This window comes from Acinetobacter sp. YH01022, from assembly GCF_013420235.1.
GTDB lineage: Bacteria > Pseudomonadota > Gammaproteobacteria > Pseudomonadales > Moraxellaceae > Acinetobacter.
In genome coordinates this window covers 20,510-34,756 of sequence record NZ_VOYP01000033.1, presented here as the reverse complement: position 1 = coordinate 34,756, position 14,247 = coordinate 20,510, and the positions used below count along the sequence as shown (strand labels likewise).

16 protein-coding genes, 4 tRNA genes and 1 pseudogene are annotated in these 14,247 nt (G+C 40.7%); 14 read left to right on the top strand and 7 right to left on the bottom strand.

What is annotated here, in order from left to right; genetic code table 11:
- Positions 1-97 (top strand): transposase domain-containing protein (locus tag FTT87_RS11905; RefSeq protein ID WP_004785112.1); only part of this gene is annotated, 97 nt, incomplete at its 5' end.
- Between the two features lie 101 nt (positions 98-198).
- Entirely contained in the window at positions 199-561 is a 363-nt protein-coding gene (locus FTT87_RS11900) for a hypothetical protein (RefSeq protein ID WP_180174916.1), read from the top strand.
- A 90-nt stretch (positions 562-651) separates the two neighbouring features.
- On the opposite strand, the gene FTT87_RS11895 is transcribed toward FTT87_RS11900, so the two are convergent.
- Together FTT87_RS11895 and rpsU are read right to left on the bottom strand one after the other, a co-directional pair.
- Complete coding sequence (locus tag FTT87_RS11895) at positions 652-1,098, bottom strand: GatB/YqeY domain-containing protein (protein ID WP_086195548.1); 447 nt, start codon at positions 1,096-1,098, stop codon at positions 652-654.
- A 34-nt stretch (positions 1,099-1,132) separates the two neighbouring features.
- On the bottom strand, positions 1,133-1,348 hold the full coding sequence (gene rpsU / locus FTT87_RS11890; RefSeq protein ID WP_001136722.1) for a 30S ribosomal protein S21: 216 nt from the start codon (positions 1,346-1,348) through the stop codon (positions 1,133-1,135).
- A gap of 145 nt (positions 1,349-1,493) precedes the next feature.
- Between rpsU and tsaD the strand changes: the two genes are divergently transcribed.
- A complete protein-coding gene (tsaD, locus tag FTT87_RS11885) occupies positions 1,494-2,510 on the top strand; it encodes a tRNA (adenosine(37)-N6)-threonylcarbamoyltransferase complex transferase subunit TsaD (protein WP_180174915.1) in 1,017 nt (338 codons plus the stop codon).
- Between the two features lie 93 nt (positions 2,511-2,603).
- On the opposite strand, the gene FTT87_RS11880 is transcribed toward tsaD, so the two are convergent.
- Positions 2,604-3,476 carry an ATP-binding protein gene (locus FTT87_RS11880; protein ID WP_166166599.1) on the bottom strand — a complete coding sequence of 291 codons (873 nt, stop codon included), beginning with the start codon at positions 3,474-3,476 and terminating at the stop codon, positions 2,604-2,606.
- A gap of 187 nt (positions 3,477-3,663) precedes the next feature.
- Between FTT87_RS11880 and FTT87_RS11875 the strand changes: the two genes are divergently transcribed.
- The 6 genes from FTT87_RS11875 to FTT87_RS11850 all read left to right on the top strand — a co-directional run bounded on the left by FTT87_RS11875 (position 3,664) and on the right by FTT87_RS11850 (position 6,572).
- Complete coding sequence (locus FTT87_RS11875; RefSeq protein ID WP_180174914.1) at positions 3,664-5,175, top strand: DUF3336 domain-containing protein; 1,512 nt, start codon at positions 3,664-3,666, stop codon at positions 5,173-5,175.
- Complete coding sequence (locus FTT87_RS11870) at positions 5,135-5,992, top strand: protein kinase (protein ID WP_180174913.1); 858 nt, start codon at positions 5,135-5,137, stop codon at positions 5,990-5,992. Before FTT87_RS11875 ends, FTT87_RS11870 begins: the two co-directional genes overlap by 41 nt.
- A 107-nt stretch (positions 5,993-6,099) precedes the next feature.
- Positions 6,100-6,184: transfer RNA gene (locus FTT87_RS11865), tRNA-Leu, on the top strand.
- A 34-nt stretch (positions 6,185-6,218) separates the two neighbouring features.
- A tRNA-Trp gene (locus FTT87_RS11860) sits at positions 6,219-6,292 on the top strand.
- A 38-nt stretch (positions 6,293-6,330) separates the two neighbouring features.
- A tRNA-Leu gene (locus tag FTT87_RS11855) sits at positions 6,331-6,415 on the top strand.
- A 71-nt stretch (positions 6,416-6,486) separates the two neighbouring features.
- Positions 6,487-6,572, top strand: a tRNA-Leu gene (locus FTT87_RS11850).
- 140 nt (positions 6,573-6,712) lie between these two features.
- Here FTT87_RS11850 and FTT87_RS11845 read toward each other — a convergent pair.
- The gene (locus FTT87_RS11845; RefSeq protein ID WP_086176023.1) at positions 6,713-6,916 is read right to left on the bottom strand and encodes a hypothetical protein; all 204 of its coding nucleotides are present in this window, start codon (positions 6,914-6,916) and stop codon (positions 6,713-6,715) included.
- A 497-nt stretch (positions 6,917-7,413) separates the two neighbouring features.
- Between FTT87_RS11845 and FTT87_RS11840 the strand changes: the two genes are divergently transcribed.
- Positions 7,414-7,686, top strand: a complete 273-nt coding sequence (locus FTT87_RS11840) for a hypothetical protein (RefSeq protein WP_180174917.1) — start codon at positions 7,414-7,416, stop codon at positions 7,684-7,686.
- A gap of 29 nt (positions 7,687-7,715) precedes the next feature.
- Here FTT87_RS11840 and gloB read toward each other — a convergent pair whose 3' ends face one another.
- Positions 7,716-8,447, bottom strand: a complete 732-nt coding sequence (gene gloB / locus FTT87_RS11835; protein ID WP_166166591.1) for a hydroxyacylglutathione hydrolase — start codon at positions 8,445-8,447, stop codon at positions 7,716-7,718.
- Here gloB and FTT87_RS11830 point away from each other — a divergent pair.
- The 3 genes from FTT87_RS11830 to FTT87_RS11820 all read left to right on the top strand — a co-directional run bounded on the left by FTT87_RS11830 (position 8,442) and on the right by FTT87_RS11820 (position 12,421).
- Positions 8,442-8,636, top strand: a complete 195-nt coding sequence (locus FTT87_RS11830; RefSeq protein ID WP_180174912.1) for a hypothetical protein — start codon at positions 8,442-8,444, stop codon at positions 8,634-8,636. The two genes, gloB and FTT87_RS11830, sit on opposite strands and share 6 nt — an antisense overlap.
- Before the next feature lie 57 nt (positions 8,637-8,693).
- A complete protein-coding gene (locus tag FTT87_RS11825) occupies positions 8,694-9,518 on the top strand; it encodes a PhzF family phenazine biosynthesis protein (RefSeq protein WP_180174911.1) in 825 nt (274 codons plus the stop codon).
- 134 nt (positions 9,519-9,652) lie between these two features.
- Positions 9,653-12,421 (top strand): pitrilysin family protein, encoded by a 2,769-nt coding sequence (locus FTT87_RS11820; protein ID WP_180174910.1) that lies wholly within the window; start codon positions 9,653-9,655, stop codon positions 12,419-12,421.
- 85 nt (positions 12,422-12,506) lie between these two features.
- Here the strand turns inward: FTT87_RS11820 and FTT87_RS11815 are convergent.
- Positions 12,507-12,957 (bottom strand): annotated as a pseudogene (locus FTT87_RS11815) (amidohydrolase family protein); the annotation flags it as partial.
- A gap of 130 nt (positions 12,958-13,087) precedes the next feature.
- Entirely contained in the window at positions 13,088-13,489 is a 402-nt protein-coding gene (locus FTT87_RS11810; RefSeq protein WP_086195539.1) for a DUF3144 domain-containing protein, read from the bottom strand.
- A 110-nt stretch (positions 13,490-13,599) separates the two neighbouring features.
- On the opposite strand from FTT87_RS11810, the gene FTT87_RS11805 reads away from it, so the two are divergent.
- On the top strand, positions 13,600-14,232 hold the full coding sequence (locus tag FTT87_RS11805; protein WP_180174909.1) for a hypothetical protein: 633 nt from the start codon (positions 13,600-13,602) through the stop codon (positions 14,230-14,232).
- Positions 14,233-14,247 lie beyond the last annotated feature (15 nt).

The following is a 14,247-nucleotide window of genomic DNA, read 5'->3' as shown; positions in this document are numbered from 1 at the left end:
TGCCTATTTAAGTGATGTGCTGAAAAGGCTGCCGACACATAAAGTGACCCAGATTGAAGAGTTACTGCCACACTGCTGGAAACCTAAATCGAATTAAAAATTGGTATGGGATTCAGCGGACGCTTACCAGCTGAATTTGCTCACTTTGTGATAATCTGCGGGTGAATTTATGGTTTTAATGATTAAATGTATTAATTTATGAAAAAAATATTATTTTCCTTAATATTGTTGGGGTGTGCAGGATCAAATGTAGCGGTTGCGAGTGTTGAGCAATACGTCGCAGCGGTGGATCAAATTTCTGCTCAATATAAGCAACAAACTAGAAATTTTTTTACAAGCTTAGATCCACAGCAAACCACCTTTACTTCACAGCAGCAAGCACAGTTTTGTGGAATAGTGGGTAATTATGTAGATCGGTTATATCAGGCGGCAGATCAGAACAGGGAGTCTTTGGATCGTCAATTTAGACACATGACCAAGCAAGACGTCATTAATAAAGTGATGTCATCAAAAGAAATGCTGATTTTGAAAAAATATAATATTCAGTGTGATCTGAAATAATCGGGAATGTTTATAAGAGATTAGATGAAACATTTGAACTGTCTTTGCTTAAAGGCAGTTCAACGATAAAGAACGATTTTAGAAGTGGGGTTAGCTAAGTTTAGCTTTAATTTTAGCTGAAACTTGTGCAGGATCGGCGCGCCCGGCTATGAGCGGACGCAGAGAATTCATCACCTTACCCATATCTTTCATGCTAGTGGCTTCTTGTGCAGTAATCGTCTGCGCAATGATAGAATCAAGCTCTTCCTCAGTCATAGCTTCTGGTAGAAATTGAGATAACACTTCAATTTCGGCTTGTTCCTTACTAGCTAAATCATCTCGGCCAGCGCCTTCAAAGGCTTTAACCGATTCTTTACGTTGTTTAATTTGCTTTTCAATGACCGCAAGAACTTGAGCGTCGTCAAGCTCTTTGCGCTCATCGACTTCGATTTGCTTAATTGCTGCCTGCAGACTACGAATAACCGTCAACTTATTCATTTCTTTAGCACGCATTGTTGCTTTCAAAACTTCAGTGATTTGGTTTTTTAAAGTAGTCATTTATTTAGTCCAGGCAGTCAATCACAAATTAATCTTAGTAAAGGCGTGTAGTACGAACTGATTCGCGAGCCAATTTCTTTTGGTAACGTTTAACAGCAGCAGCTTTTTTACGTTTACGTTCTTGAGTTGGTTTTTCGTAGAATTCACGTTTACGAACGTCAGCTAAAACACCTGCTTTTTCGCATGAACGTTTGAAACGACGGATAGCTACGTCTACTGGTTCGCCTTCTTTCAATTTAACTTGTGGCATGAAGAATCCTCATTAAGTTATGGATAAGATCTAGGCTGAATTGCCTTCGATCACAAGTGAAGTGCAGTATTTTACTCATTTACATCTCATATCACAAGTCTATAATAGCTTTAGCAATATTTAGATACGGGTAAAAGGCAGTTTAATGATCGTTCTGGGCTTGGAAACTTCTTGTGATGAAACTGGGTTAGCACTCTATGACAGTGAAGTCGGCTTAATAGGACAGGTGTTATATAGTCAGATTAAACTGCATGCCGAATATGGTGGAGTGGTCCCGGAACTGGCTTCACGCGATCATGTGCGTAAGTTAATTCCTTTAATGAATCAGTTGCTTGAACAAAGCAATATTAAAAAATCAGACATTGATGCAGTCGCCTATACACGTGGTCCCGGCTTGATGGGAGCGCTTATGACCGGGGCACTGTTTGGTCGTACCTTGGCATTCGCGTTAAATAAACCGGCGATTGGTGTGCATCATATGGAAGGTCATATGTTGGCGCCTTTGTTGTCTAAAACTCCGCCAGAATTTCCGTTTGTCGCTTTATTGGTCTCTGGCGGGCATACTCAGCTCATGGCAGCGCATGGCATTGGTCAATATGAATTGCTGGGTGAATCCATTGATGATGCTGCCGGTGAAGCTTTTGATAAAGTGGCAAAGATGATGGGCTTGCCTTATCCGGGTGGTCCGAACATTTCAAAACTGGCTGAGCAGGGGAATCCAGAAGCCTTTGCTTTCCCACGCCCAATGTTGCATCAAGGTCTAGATTTTTCATTTAGTGGTTTAAAAACCGCTGTTTCCATTCAATTGAAAAAAGTGGAAGGTCAAGGTCGTGAAGCCGATATCGCAGCGAGCTTCCAGGAAGCGCTGGTAGATACATTGGTGAAAAAATCGGTAAAAACACTGAAACAGACCGGTTTAAAACGTTTGGTGATTGCAGGTGGTGTAAGTGCCAATAAGTGCTTACGTGAACGTCTGGAAGCGGATTTGGCTAAAATTAAAGCCCAAGTCTATTATGCAGAACCCGCGTTATGTACTGATAATGGTGCGATGATTGCCTTTGCTGGTTATCAGCGTTTAAAAGCAGGGCAGCATGATGGTCTGTCTGTGAGGACTACGCCACGCTGGCCAATGACAGAGTTGACCAATCCAAGCGAAGCTTAAATATAAAGAATTAAAAAAGAGGCGAGAGCCTCTTTTTTAATTTTGGAAAAGAATATGAGAGATTCTTTTCCAGTTTTCACAAATTTAAGCTAATTATTGAGACTGAAGTAGTTGTGATCCAATCCAATGCTTAGAGAATTGATACGCTGCACGCCCTGAACGCTGTCCACGTGCCTGACACCATCTTAAGGCTTCGGCGCGTACTTCATCTGTCATGGACATACCAGCTTTTGCTAAATAGTGCTGCACGATTTCTAGGTATAAGTTTTGATCCATCGGATAGAACGACAGCCACATACCGAAACGGTCAGACAGTGAAATTTTTTCTTCAATGGCTTCTTGTGGGTGTAGCTCCGTGTATTGAGGAACATCCATACGCGTTATCGGGGTGTTTTCATGCATAAATTCCGGCAATAAATGACGGCGGTTGCTGGTGGCATAAATAATAAAATTGCTTGAACCAGATTGTAATGAACCATCCAATACACTTTTTAAACTGCGATAGTTTTCATCTTCTGCGTTAAAAGCCAGGTCATCACAGTAGACAATAAATTTTTCAGGACGATTTTCAATCAATTTCTGAATCATCGGCAAATCGGCCAAATCATCACGTTCAATTTCAATTAAACGCAAGCCTTCAGATTCATACTCGGTTAATAATGCACGTACAATTGAGGATTTCCCTGTGCCGCGTGAGCCAGTCAGTAGCACATCGTTGGCAGGCAAGCCTTTTAAAAATTGCCGGGTATTTTGAATCACTTTTTCTTTTTGTTTTTCTATACCTTTTAAATCGTCCAAATAGATTTTTTTAGGCTGCTGAATGGCGTTTAATTGTTTATTTTGCCACTTATAAGCCGAAGCTTCAAAGTTGGTTTCTTGTTTCAGTTCAGGTAGGTTTTGCTGTAGCTGTTGGAGTACAGTCGAAAGAACTTGTAAGATATTGTCAGGTAAATCAATTGTTGCCATGATGGTTCAGCTTATACGGATAAAGTGAAAAGGTCATTTTACATGGAAACTGTATATCAAATAGCCATAGTTTGCCAATTGAATAGGCGGTATGATGATGGATTAATCACTTGTAGATTGTACAAAGATGATGTTCGATACCCGATCAGGGACAGGAAATAACAATGAAAGTGTTTGAGGGATAGATATGTTATTTAATGATTTCACGACAAATATTAATCCACATCAAGCATACCGTATAAAAAAATTAAAAAGTCAGCTCGCTGCGGCTGAAACATATGAAGAATGGAAAAGCATTGCCCTAAAAATAGATGAAGAATCCGGTGCTCAAGAATGGAAATTGGATAACTGTTCACCTTATTTTGATGCCGAAATTATTTCTGAGCGATTAAGCAGGTTAAAACGCTACCGTTTTCAAAAACGTACCCAAGATATCATGTACATATTGCGTGAAGGTTTAAGCTACGATATTGCAAATATTGCACATCCCATGCTTTTTAATGCCACCTATGTGGGCACTAAAAAAATTATTGAAGATTATGTGGAAGAAGTCAGTGACAGCCTGGCTTACATCGCTTCGGCTGACTGTACTTGTCTGTGTATGGAAAAAAAAATAGAGTTCTTTCAGCAGTGTAAAAAAGCTTATGGTCAGCCTGCGATCATGTTTTCAGGTGGAGCAACTTTAGGACTGTTTCATACCGGCGTATGTAAAGCACTGCTTGAACAGGATTTAATGCCTAAAGTGTTATCCGGTTCGAGTGCCGGGGCAATCATGACCACCATGCTCGGTACTTCAAAACCTTCAGATATTACCGGCCTTTTAAATGGTGAAAACTTTTTTACCGAAGCTTTTCACTTTCGTAAATTTGGTGACCTTTTAAAGGGCAATGGTGGTTTTGCCGATGTAAAATACTTGAAAAAATTCCTGATTGAAAATTTGGGTGATGTGACATTTGAAGAAGCCTTTAAAACTTCCGGTTTACATATTAATGTCGCTGTAGCACCTTATGACACCTCACAACAAGCCCGCATCATGAATACTTATACTTCGCCAGATTTACTGGTCTGGAGTGCGGTATTGGCATCCTGTGCTGTGCCTATCCTGTTTCCACCGGTTAAGCTCACCAGTAAGCGTTACGATGGCAAATTGACCCCTTATATGTCCAATACCCGTTGGGTAGACGGTAGTGTAAGAAGTGATTTCCCGCAAGAAAAAATGGCGCGACTGTATAACTTAAATTACACCATTGCCAGTCAGGTGAATCCACATATTGTGCCATTCATGCAAAGTGATGTAGAGCGCTACCGTCAAGATATGATGAGCTGGCCAGAGCGGATTGTTCGTCGTCAGGGCAAAGTCATTGCTAAAGGAATCATGGATTTTACCCGTGGTCGGGTTGGTATGTTTCCTCCTGTACGCCGTTTGCTCGATCATGGATATGGGGTGATTGATCAAGGTTATTATGGTGATGTGAATATCGTAGGTGATTATAGCCTGCGCCATTATAGTTACATGTTCCAGAATCCACGTCCGTATTTGTTCAAGTTATTGCAAAGAGAAGGGGAGCGGGCAACCTGGCCAAAAATATCTTCTATCGAAACCCATGCCCGTGTCGGTAAAACCATTCAGCACTGTTTAGAGCTTTTAAGTTATCAGCATGATCCAGAGAAAAAAACCGCAGAATTTATTGCAGTTTAAAGATGTGGATTTTTCTAACATCCATTTAATGTTAAAGACCAAGCCCAGAAGTTTAACTTTTGGGCGTTGTTTATATACCTTTGAATATCAGCAACAACGCTATTGGTTAAAAACCCAAAGCTTGAATAGCCATCCCAGTATTGAAGCCGGGTTTCGAAATGAACTGGTTTTTTATCAGCAGTTTTTAGCTCAAGCCAATTCTGCCAGCAGCCAGCCTGATTTCTTATTACCTTTTCAAATGATTTCTCATTTTAAAAACCTGGCTGGATTAGAAGCGTCGTGCAGTGCTGCATTGATTCTAAGCGATGCAGCATTATTGCTCGGTGATTGTGCCGAGATGTCATTACAACAGATCAAACAGACGATCTTAAAGCTTTTAGATGCGGTGGAGCAGTTACATCAGTCAGGCTGGATTCATGGCGATTTGAAACACGAGCACTTGGTTGAATACCAAAACCGCGTATGTTTAATCGATTTTGAGCAGGTACAAAAAATCAATGCAGTCCACAATCCGAAAAATCTAACGGCAACACCACGCTATATGGCACCCGAACTTTTTCAGGGTGCCGAAAAAACCGTGCAAACGGATATTTATGCGCTGGGTATTATTCTATATGAATGGTTGAAAAATCAGCGCCTGAGTGCAAAAAATTATCACGATTGGGCCTATTTGCATTGCCAGCAGCTAAATATTGAACTGCCACAACCTTATTTAGCGTTTAAACAGCTTTTATGTGGCATGTTGGCGAAGCAAAAACAGCATAGATTTACCGACATTGCTACAATAAAATGCTGCTTAGTCACTGAAAATGCTTAAGAAAAATACAGAAAAACGGTTTTTGTTTTTTATTTAAACAAACAAGTGGATTTTTCATAAAAAGGTCTTGTCATCAGGAATCGATCTCTATAATATACACAGCCATTGGGGACGTGGCGAAATTGGTAGACGCACTGGATTTAGGTTCCAGCGCCGCAAGGTGTGAGAGTTCGAGTCTCTCCGTCCCCACCACTTAAATATCAGCATAGTTTGATAATTAGGTTACAGAGGATTGGTGTAATGGTAGCATGACGGTCTCCAAAACCGTTCGTCAAGGTTCGAATCCTTGATCCTCTGCCAAGTTTTAAAAAAATCCAACACACAGTTGGTACCCTGATGGGGACGTGGCGAAATTGGTAGACGCACTGGATTTAGGTTCCAGCGCCGCAAGGTGTGAGAGTTCGAGTCTCTCCGTCCCCACCATCATATTAAGGCAAGGTAAGCTACCTTGCTTTTTTATTGTAAGAAAAATCCAGCACTAAGCTGGTCCTGACGGGGATATGGCGGAATTGGTAGACGCACTGTGTTCAGGTCGCAGCGCCCTCTGGGCGTGAGAGTTCGAGTCTCTCTATCCCCACCATATTAAAGCAAGGTAAATAGACCTTGCTTTTTTATTGCCTGTAAAAAGTGAACATAAATAAAAAGCCCAAAAAATGGGCTTTTAAAAATAGATTTAAAATTATTATTGTTTTGCCCTAATCCAAAATGACCAATAGTCTTTTAAGCTTTTAAATGATCTTCGAATTCTTCGCCAAGTTGCATGGCAAGCGCATTACCTGCTAAATCACATGTGACCAGACCGTATTCTTTTTTGAAGCTAAAGGTAAACCCACGATTATCAGTCAATGATTTTACTGAATAGCCCAATTTTTCTAACCAGATACGAAATGCAATTAAATTTTTTGCCTTAACAACTTTCTTCACGAGAGAACTCCTTGTGTATTAGATACTGACTGCTATTAAATAATTAATAGGGATGCAGATATTTTTTTAAAGGGTAGCTTGAACAGGTTTTTTATAAAATAAATATTTTGTATTTTTTTTATGCAAGAAATGCGTAAATAATAATTAAATTGCGGATAAAAACCAATCTTGTATTTAAGGAATTATTTTACATATTATTGATTTTTATTTATTTTAGCCTATTTTCTTGATTTTTTGAAATGGAAATATTTAAACACAATTTTAACTAGAGCATGAATGTTTTTATCTTTGAGCAGTTTTGGGGAAGGATAAATTATTGGGGGGGAATACCGCACTGAAGTGGAACAGCCATGTTATTTTATTCACAAATCAATAGCCGCCAAAAAATGACAGTGTCATATATTTTAAAAAAAGATAAAATATATGGCATTGTACCAAGAGAATTTATTGAATTCTGGCAGGTGCAAAATGTTGATCAAGATGAAGACAGAATTGTAATGACCACAGAAACCATTGAACAGAATGTAAGCAAGCAAATTCAGCAGATGCAGCAACAAGGTCAGGTACCTGTTGCTGTTATGCTGGGCCATGAGGACTGGCTATTTTTCGGCGAACAATCCAAAGTGTCCTATACGCCTTTTGGCAGCGCCCGTCGTTATCAACCTGCTTTAGGTGGGTTACTGCTAGTTCGTGTGGACGAGATGCATGTCACCAAGGTGGTAACGCAAGCCGAGCTTGATGCTTATACCCAAATCCATCAAATTTTATAAACTGTCATCGCTGCTACATACTACACCCATTAAAAGTTATCTTTTAACTGTCGTATGTGCCGAAATTCTTCCACGCTGTCCACCCTTAAAAAGGGATTTGTTTGCAGTTCCAGTTCAATACTACTTGGTAAGGTACTTTGACCGAGCATACGCAGTGCTTCTACCTGTTCGAAGCGCTGCTGAATCGCCAGGTTGTCAGGTTCGACATGTAAAGCAAACTTGGCATTGGCCAGTGTATATTCATGGGTGCAGTAGACTTTGGTACGTGCTGGCAAAGCGGCCAGGCGATTGAGTGAGTGGTACATTTGCTCATATGTTCCTTCAAACACACGGCCGCAACCCATGGCAAACAATGTATCGCCACAGAAAAGTACATCCAGCGCATCAATAAAATAAACGATATGCCCCAGTGTATGTCCAGGTACGGCAATAATCTCAATATTTAAATCATGAAAACTAAGATGATTTTCATGTTGTAGGGGATGAGTGATAAAAGGAACTTTGCTTAATTCTTCCCGTGGACCATAAACGGGGATATGACGATTTTGTAAAAGCTCGGGCACACCGCCAATATGGTCTTTATGCCAATGTGTCAGCCAGATTTGAGTCAGCTTTAAACCTTTCGCTGTACAAAATTCTTCGACCAGATGTGCTTCAGTAGGGTCAACTGCAACTACTTCTTTACTCGGGATATGTTCTAATAACCAGATATAGTTCTGCAATTGATTTTTCACATCAATCATATGGACTTGAAAATGCATAAGATAGAAATCAATGATATAGATATGAATAAGCTAGCCTTAAAGCCAGGTTTTTTCCAGGGGAAAATCGCAATTAATAGGCCAGTATTTATACATAAAGTTGCTGATCTGCAGGCGGATACAAAAACAGTCTTTCTCGATCAGCTTTTTGTTTTTAAAAAGCACGCTATGGAATACTTGCAGCAATAATGTCTGTATTACATTTAGAACATACAAAGTGCTGAATCTAAAATTGGGGAAATCAAGATGAAAATGTATCAGGTGGATGCCTTCACAACGGAACTGTTTAAAGGAAATCCTGCGGCAGTGATTGTGACTGAACACTGGCTGGATGAGGTCTTGATGCAAAATATCGCCTTAGAAAATAATCTGGCAGAAACTGCTTTTGTAAAAATGCTTGATGCAGAAAACTATGAAATCCGCTGGTTTACCCCAACCACAGAAGTGAACTTTTGTGGACATGCAACGCTAGCCAGCAGTTTTGTACTATTTAAAGATTATACTGCTGCGAAAACCTTTCGGTTTCATGTTAAAGAGCTCGGCATTTTTGTGGTAAGCCAAGAGGTGGATGGCAAAATCAAAATGGACTTTCCGATTCGCCGTGCAAAAAAAATTACCCATTATCCTGAAGTTTTAAAGCAAATTTTAAGCAAGCCATTTAAAAATGTTTATTTAAATCATCAGGCCTACATTATGGAATATGCAAATCCACAAGATGTACGGGATGAAAAGCCCAATCTGGAATTATTCAAACAATGGACACTCAATCAAGCCGAGAAAACCCAACCCAAGCGTGTTCTGGACCTGGCCATTACTGCTCAGGCTGCTGCGCCTTATGATTGTATATCGCGCTATTTTGCTCCCGCTAATGGCATTGATGAAGATCCGGTTACCGGTTCAATTCATACCGCGATTGCGCCACTTTGGGCAGAGAAATTGGGCAAAAAAGATATTCTGGCTGATCAGGCATCTGCACGTGGGGGAAAATTATATTGTGAACTGCTTGAAAATGAACGGATTGAAGTTTCAGGTTATGCAAAATTATATATGCAGGCAGAGCTACATTTGTAACATCTGGATATAAATGAACGACAAAGCTATTGAAATAAACGGTAATGCTTGCAAAAAGTAACTACTCAACATCATGATCATTTTCTAAGATGTGATGCTTAAAAATTTATATGACTGAATAAATTGGAATAATTATGCTCATGCGGTTCAAACAACTTACTATCTCATTATTATTTGTCGGTTTTAGTGCAACTGCTTGGGCACAACCGATTTTGGTTAAATCTGAGCAGAAGATTGAAGAATATACATTAGACAATGGTTTTCGCGTGGTGCTGGCGAAAAATGATAAAGAAAATAAAATCTTTATGAACACGGTCTATCTGACCGGTTCACTTAATGATCCGCAGGGCAAAGGCGGTTTGGCACATTTGCTCGAACATCTGGCATTTAAGGGTACACAGAACATCAAAGGTGAAGAATTTCAGCGCCGTCTGGATCAATACACCTTAATGACCAACGCCAGTACGGATTATTATTCCACCAAATATACCAATGTGATCCGTCCTGAACAGAATGCCATTAATCAAGTGATTCATCTTGAAGCTGAACGTATGGACAAGCTGGTGCTGCAAGAAAAGTTTGTCCCTTCTGAAATTGCCATTGTGAAACGCGAACGTGAAGTTCGTATGGATCAGCCTTTTGCAGTGATGATGGACCAGATGTGGAAATCGGCTTATGGCAATAAGTATCTGGGACGTTTGCCGATTGGCGATTTAAAAGAATTGCAGTCCATTAAAATGGATGAGCTGAATAAATTTTATCGAACCTGGTATGCACCGAACAATGCCGTAATGATCATTTCCGGTAAATTTGATAAAGCCGCTGTGTTAAAACAGATTGATCAACAGTTTAGTCCAATAGCAACTCGTCAGGTTCCAGTACAGACCAAAGTTCCTGTGCTGGACTCAGCCAAAATTCAGCATAGAAATTTTGTTGTAAAAAAGGGCAGTGATCTAGCTAAATTCAATATTTACCTGAATGGCAAAAATGAAAAGATCAAATCTGCTTTGGCACTGACACCTTATTTATATACCATGCAACCGAGTGGGCATCTTTATCAAAGCATGGTGGAAACTGGTTTAAGTACCGGCGTTCAATCTACTACCTGGCTAGATCAGGACTTTAATCTGGTCTTTATGGGCGCCATTTATGCACCGAATCATGATGAGAAAAAAGTGCAATCCGAACTTATTGCGGGTGTGGAAAAAAGTCAGCCATTTAATGAGACCGAACTAAACCGGGTAAAAAACCTGATTCAGAATCAGGTAGACAGTGTACTCAGTAATGCTGCCGCTTTGGGGGGGCGTTTAAGTGATTATTATGTGGCTTATCAGGGAGACTGGTCGCAGTATTTTACTGATTTGAATAATGTGAAGCAATTGAAGCTTACTGATGTCAATCAAACCCTGACCCGGTTTTTAGTGCCAGAACATCGCATTTCTGGAGATATTAAACCGACCCCGGAAGATCAGAAAAAAGCATTACAACAACAGGCTGCCGAGCAACCTAAAACCTTAGATCAGGCCAGTGTGCAAGAAGAGCCGCTTAAAGACAGCAGTGCCTATAAGCAGGAAGTCGCGGAATACGTCAAAACCTCAAAGCAGTATTTGGTGGATATTGAAAAGAAAATCCAGCGCGGAACGTTGAAAAACGGTATTGCATACGCTTTGTATCCGACCTCTACCCGTGATGATAAAACCTATGCCACCATTTCTGTTGACTTTGGTACGGATAAATCTTTGTTTAATAAAGGTGAAGTACTGGATTTGATGGCCTATTTACTCTTGCGTGGCTCAGATCAGTATAGTTTGCAGGATATTGCAGACAAATCGATTGAAGCGGGTGGTGGAGCAACGGCTACAGCATCTGCAAATAGTATTGCCATTCAGATTGTGGCGAAAAAAGAGAAATTTGATGATTATTTCAAATTTATACTTGATGTTCTGAAAACACCGAAGTTTGAACAATCGCAATTTGACCTGATCAAGTCACAAAGCTTGTCGAGCCTGGATCGTCCATATACGGAACCTGAAACAGTTGCTGCATTGACCATGACGCGCTTATTGGAAACCTATCAGCCAGGAGATTTACGCTATCATTTTGAACCTGAGCTGTCTAAACAGCAGCTTAAAGCAGCAACAGTTGAGCAAGTGAAAAAATTATATCAGGATTTCTTTATCAGTCATCATGCACAAATTGCGATTACTGGTGATTATCAGGCTCAACCCATGCTTGAATTGCTACAAAAAGAATTCTCTAGATGGAAAGCACAATTGCCTTATCAACGCCTAAGTTCTGATTATCAGGCGTATAAGGCACAAAAAATCCATGCTTTATCAGAGCAACGTGAATTTGGTAATTATCAGGCCATTTTGACCTTGCCGGTGGGTTCGAATCATGCCGATGCACCAGCCTTAATGGCATTTAGTTATATTCTGGCTGACTCACAGCTGTCTTCACGTTTAGCCCAGGAACTCCGTGAGAAAAATGCCTTGGTATATGGATTTGGCAGCAATCTGGATCTGGATGAATGGATTGATTCAGGGGCACTCACCATAGAAGCCAATTATACGGCAGCAAAGTCGGCGCAAGTATCACAAGCCGTGCATAAGGTACTGAATGATTTACTCACTAAAGGGGTAACTGAACAGGAGCTGGAAGCGGCCAAAGCCAATATTCTGAAAAAACGGGTGACTGCTTTGGAAGATGAACGCAGTATTCACGCGATGCTTTTGCCGCAACTGGAACATAATCGCGACTTGTTGTTCCGTGAAAAGCGTGATCAGGCTTTTGCAAAATTGACTAAGGCAGATGTAGATACCGTAATCAAGAAATACATCAAACTGGATCAGCTGGTGGAAGTCATGGCAGACCAGTATGGAAAGCCACAAAACAAGTCATAACTTTTAAACGCTATTTTCTATCCTGCTATTCATATATTTGTTGTGCTTTTCCCCTCCTTTTAGGAGGGGTTAGGGGAGGTTTCTTTTAAAGCCGATAAAACTGCTTCGCGTTATGATAAAAAACTTGTTTCAGTGCATTCATAGATCCCACGACCACATCACTAAAGGCATTAATGATGTTCAGCAGTGAGCTGTTGATGACCCGATCCATGGGAAAGTTGAAGGCAAATATGACCCGGTAATTGCCAAAGTGGCGCAGTACATGGCTAATCAGTGGAAAGGCTAAATCATAGATTTCCTGTTTGCTGGCTAAGCGGTCTTGTTTATGAAACTGATGACCTAATACAGGCATAACAGGCCCGATATCTTGGTATAAATATTCGGGCAACTGGCCAGTTTGGCAATATCCTCCTGCCAGCGCACCAGAATGTTTTCCCGGGCGACTCTGGTCAACCCGGTCAAAGTACCCACTTGACCAAAAAGACCGGCAGGCATGCCAAAATGGTCCAGTCAATCGAAGTTTCCGGAAACTGTCTCCTGCTGTTGCATGGTCAGTCTTTGGTTCAGTAAATCTCTGTTATGTCACCATACGCTAAGGTATTTTGGCTTTGGATGACCTTTTATCCAAAAACTCAGCAGATAAAAAAAGCCCCGTAGGGCTTTTCATTAATGATCGTGATTGTGGTCATGATCATGCTTGTTGGTATGAAATTCTTCGTTACGACGGAAGCGAAGATAGTTTTCAAACTGTTCGCAATATTCATCATAGTTGTCTTCCAGCATCATCTGGAACTGCTGCATGATGTACGACATCACCTGATCTTTGGCATCGCGCATTTCATTGCCATCTTTAAAGTTATTGGCAGCCACCCAAGTATTAAAACGGGCAGTAGCAAACAACATGGCAGCGCTGACTTGTCCGCGCATTTCAGCAGGTTTCACTGCAGAACCTTTTTCGACACGGCAAAATTCGTTGGCTTGTTTAATAAATTCATCAGCACGTTCAAAAAAAGCAGCATTTAACGCTTCTTCTTCGGTTACATCTGTTGCTTCAATCTTTTGAACCATGAACTTTTCCTGCAAAAACGATCTAATGGCCTTATTATAGGCAAAGCCTTGCAGAAACTAAACCTTTGGCTTAATCTAAAAATAGCCTAAGCATAAAAATGGATACTCCAATGCAAGATGCCATTGCTGTACAGAGTCTAAAAAGTGACATCGCCTTATTGCGTCAAAATATTTGGCCGCCTGCAAACCTGGCCAATGTAGAAGGCTTACCTATTTATTATGGGTCTAAAAAAGAAGTCGATGAATATTACCGGCAATGGACCGGGTTAATTGAACGAGCACAAGACCTGTTTCAGCCTTTTATGCAAGATGAAACACTCGATGTGGTGCATTTACCCAGCCATTTGAATCTGCCGCTGTTCTATTTTCATGTTGACCGCATCCGAATTAATAAAACCCGCGCCAAAGAGTCGAAAACCTTTCGTGGTATAGCCAGCCTGGTGGATAAGTGTGGACAATATGAACCTGCACAAATTCAAGCCATGCGTGTCTGGTTAGAAAGTGATAATACGGCAGCTTTGGTGGCACATCGCGAATTTATCGACTTGCGCACGTATGTGTTCCAGCATGGACAAAGTGAATACACACGCACACGGTTTTATGTGAATGGTATTGTACTCAGTACAGAGTCACATTTTGAGCTGGTAGATGCCCGTGACAAGCCGCGCAAACAGCGCAATGACAGGTATAGTGATCCACTGGCAGATAATGGAACCTGGAAAATATTTGGCAAATATCGCTAATATTGATTTTACATT

What these genes read in the sequence shown, in the direction of transcription:
- FTT87_RS11900 (WP_180174916.1), top strand. Translation starts at nt 199, where the DNA reads ATGAAAAAAATATTATTTTCCTTAATATTGTTGGGGTGTGCAGGATCA.
- FTT87_RS11895 (WP_086195548.1), bottom strand. Translation starts at nt 1,098, where the DNA reads ATGACTACTTTAAAAAACCAAATCACTGAAGTTTTGAAAGCAACAATG.
- rpsU (WP_001136722.1), bottom strand. Translation starts at nt 1,348, where the DNA reads ATGCCACAAGTTAAATTGAAAGAAGGCGAACCAGTAGACGTAGCTATC.
- tsaD (WP_180174915.1), top strand. Translation starts at nt 1,494, where the DNA reads ATGATCGTTCTGGGCTTGGAAACTTCTTGTGATGAAACTGGGTTAGCA.
- FTT87_RS11880 (WP_166166599.1), bottom strand. Translation starts at nt 3,476, where the DNA reads ATGGCAACAATTGATTTACCTGACAATATCTTACAAGTTCTTTCGACT.
- FTT87_RS11875 (WP_180174914.1), top strand. Translation starts at nt 3,664, where the DNA reads ATGTTATTTAATGATTTCACGACAAATATTAATCCACATCAAGCATAC.
- FTT87_RS11870 (WP_180174913.1), top strand. Translation starts at nt 5,135, where the DNA reads ATGATCCAGAGAAAAAAACCGCAGAATTTATTGCAGTTTAAAGATGTG.
- FTT87_RS11840 (WP_180174917.1), top strand. Translation starts at nt 7,414, where the DNA reads ATGACCACAGAAACCATTGAACAGAATGTAAGCAAGCAAATTCAGCAG.
- FTT87_RS11830 (WP_180174912.1), top strand. Translation starts at nt 8,442, where the DNA reads ATGCATAAGATAGAAATCAATGATATAGATATGAATAAGCTAGCCTTA.
- gloB (WP_166166591.1), bottom strand. Translation starts at nt 8,447, where the DNA reads ATGCATTTTCAAGTCCATATGATTGATGTGAAAAATCAATTGCAGAAC.
- FTT87_RS11825 (WP_180174911.1), top strand. Translation starts at nt 8,694, where the DNA reads ATGAAAATGTATCAGGTGGATGCCTTCACAACGGAACTGTTTAAAGGA.
- FTT87_RS11820 (WP_180174910.1), top strand. Translation starts at nt 9,653, where the DNA reads ATGCTCATGCGGTTCAAACAACTTACTATCTCATTATTATTTGTCGGT.
- FTT87_RS11810 (WP_086195539.1), bottom strand. Translation starts at nt 13,489, where the DNA reads ATGGTTCAAAAGATTGAAGCAACAGATGTAACCGAAGAAGAAGCGTTA.
- FTT87_RS11805 (WP_180174909.1), top strand. Translation starts at nt 13,600, where the DNA reads ATGCAAGATGCCATTGCTGTACAGAGTCTAAAAAGTGACATCGCCTTA.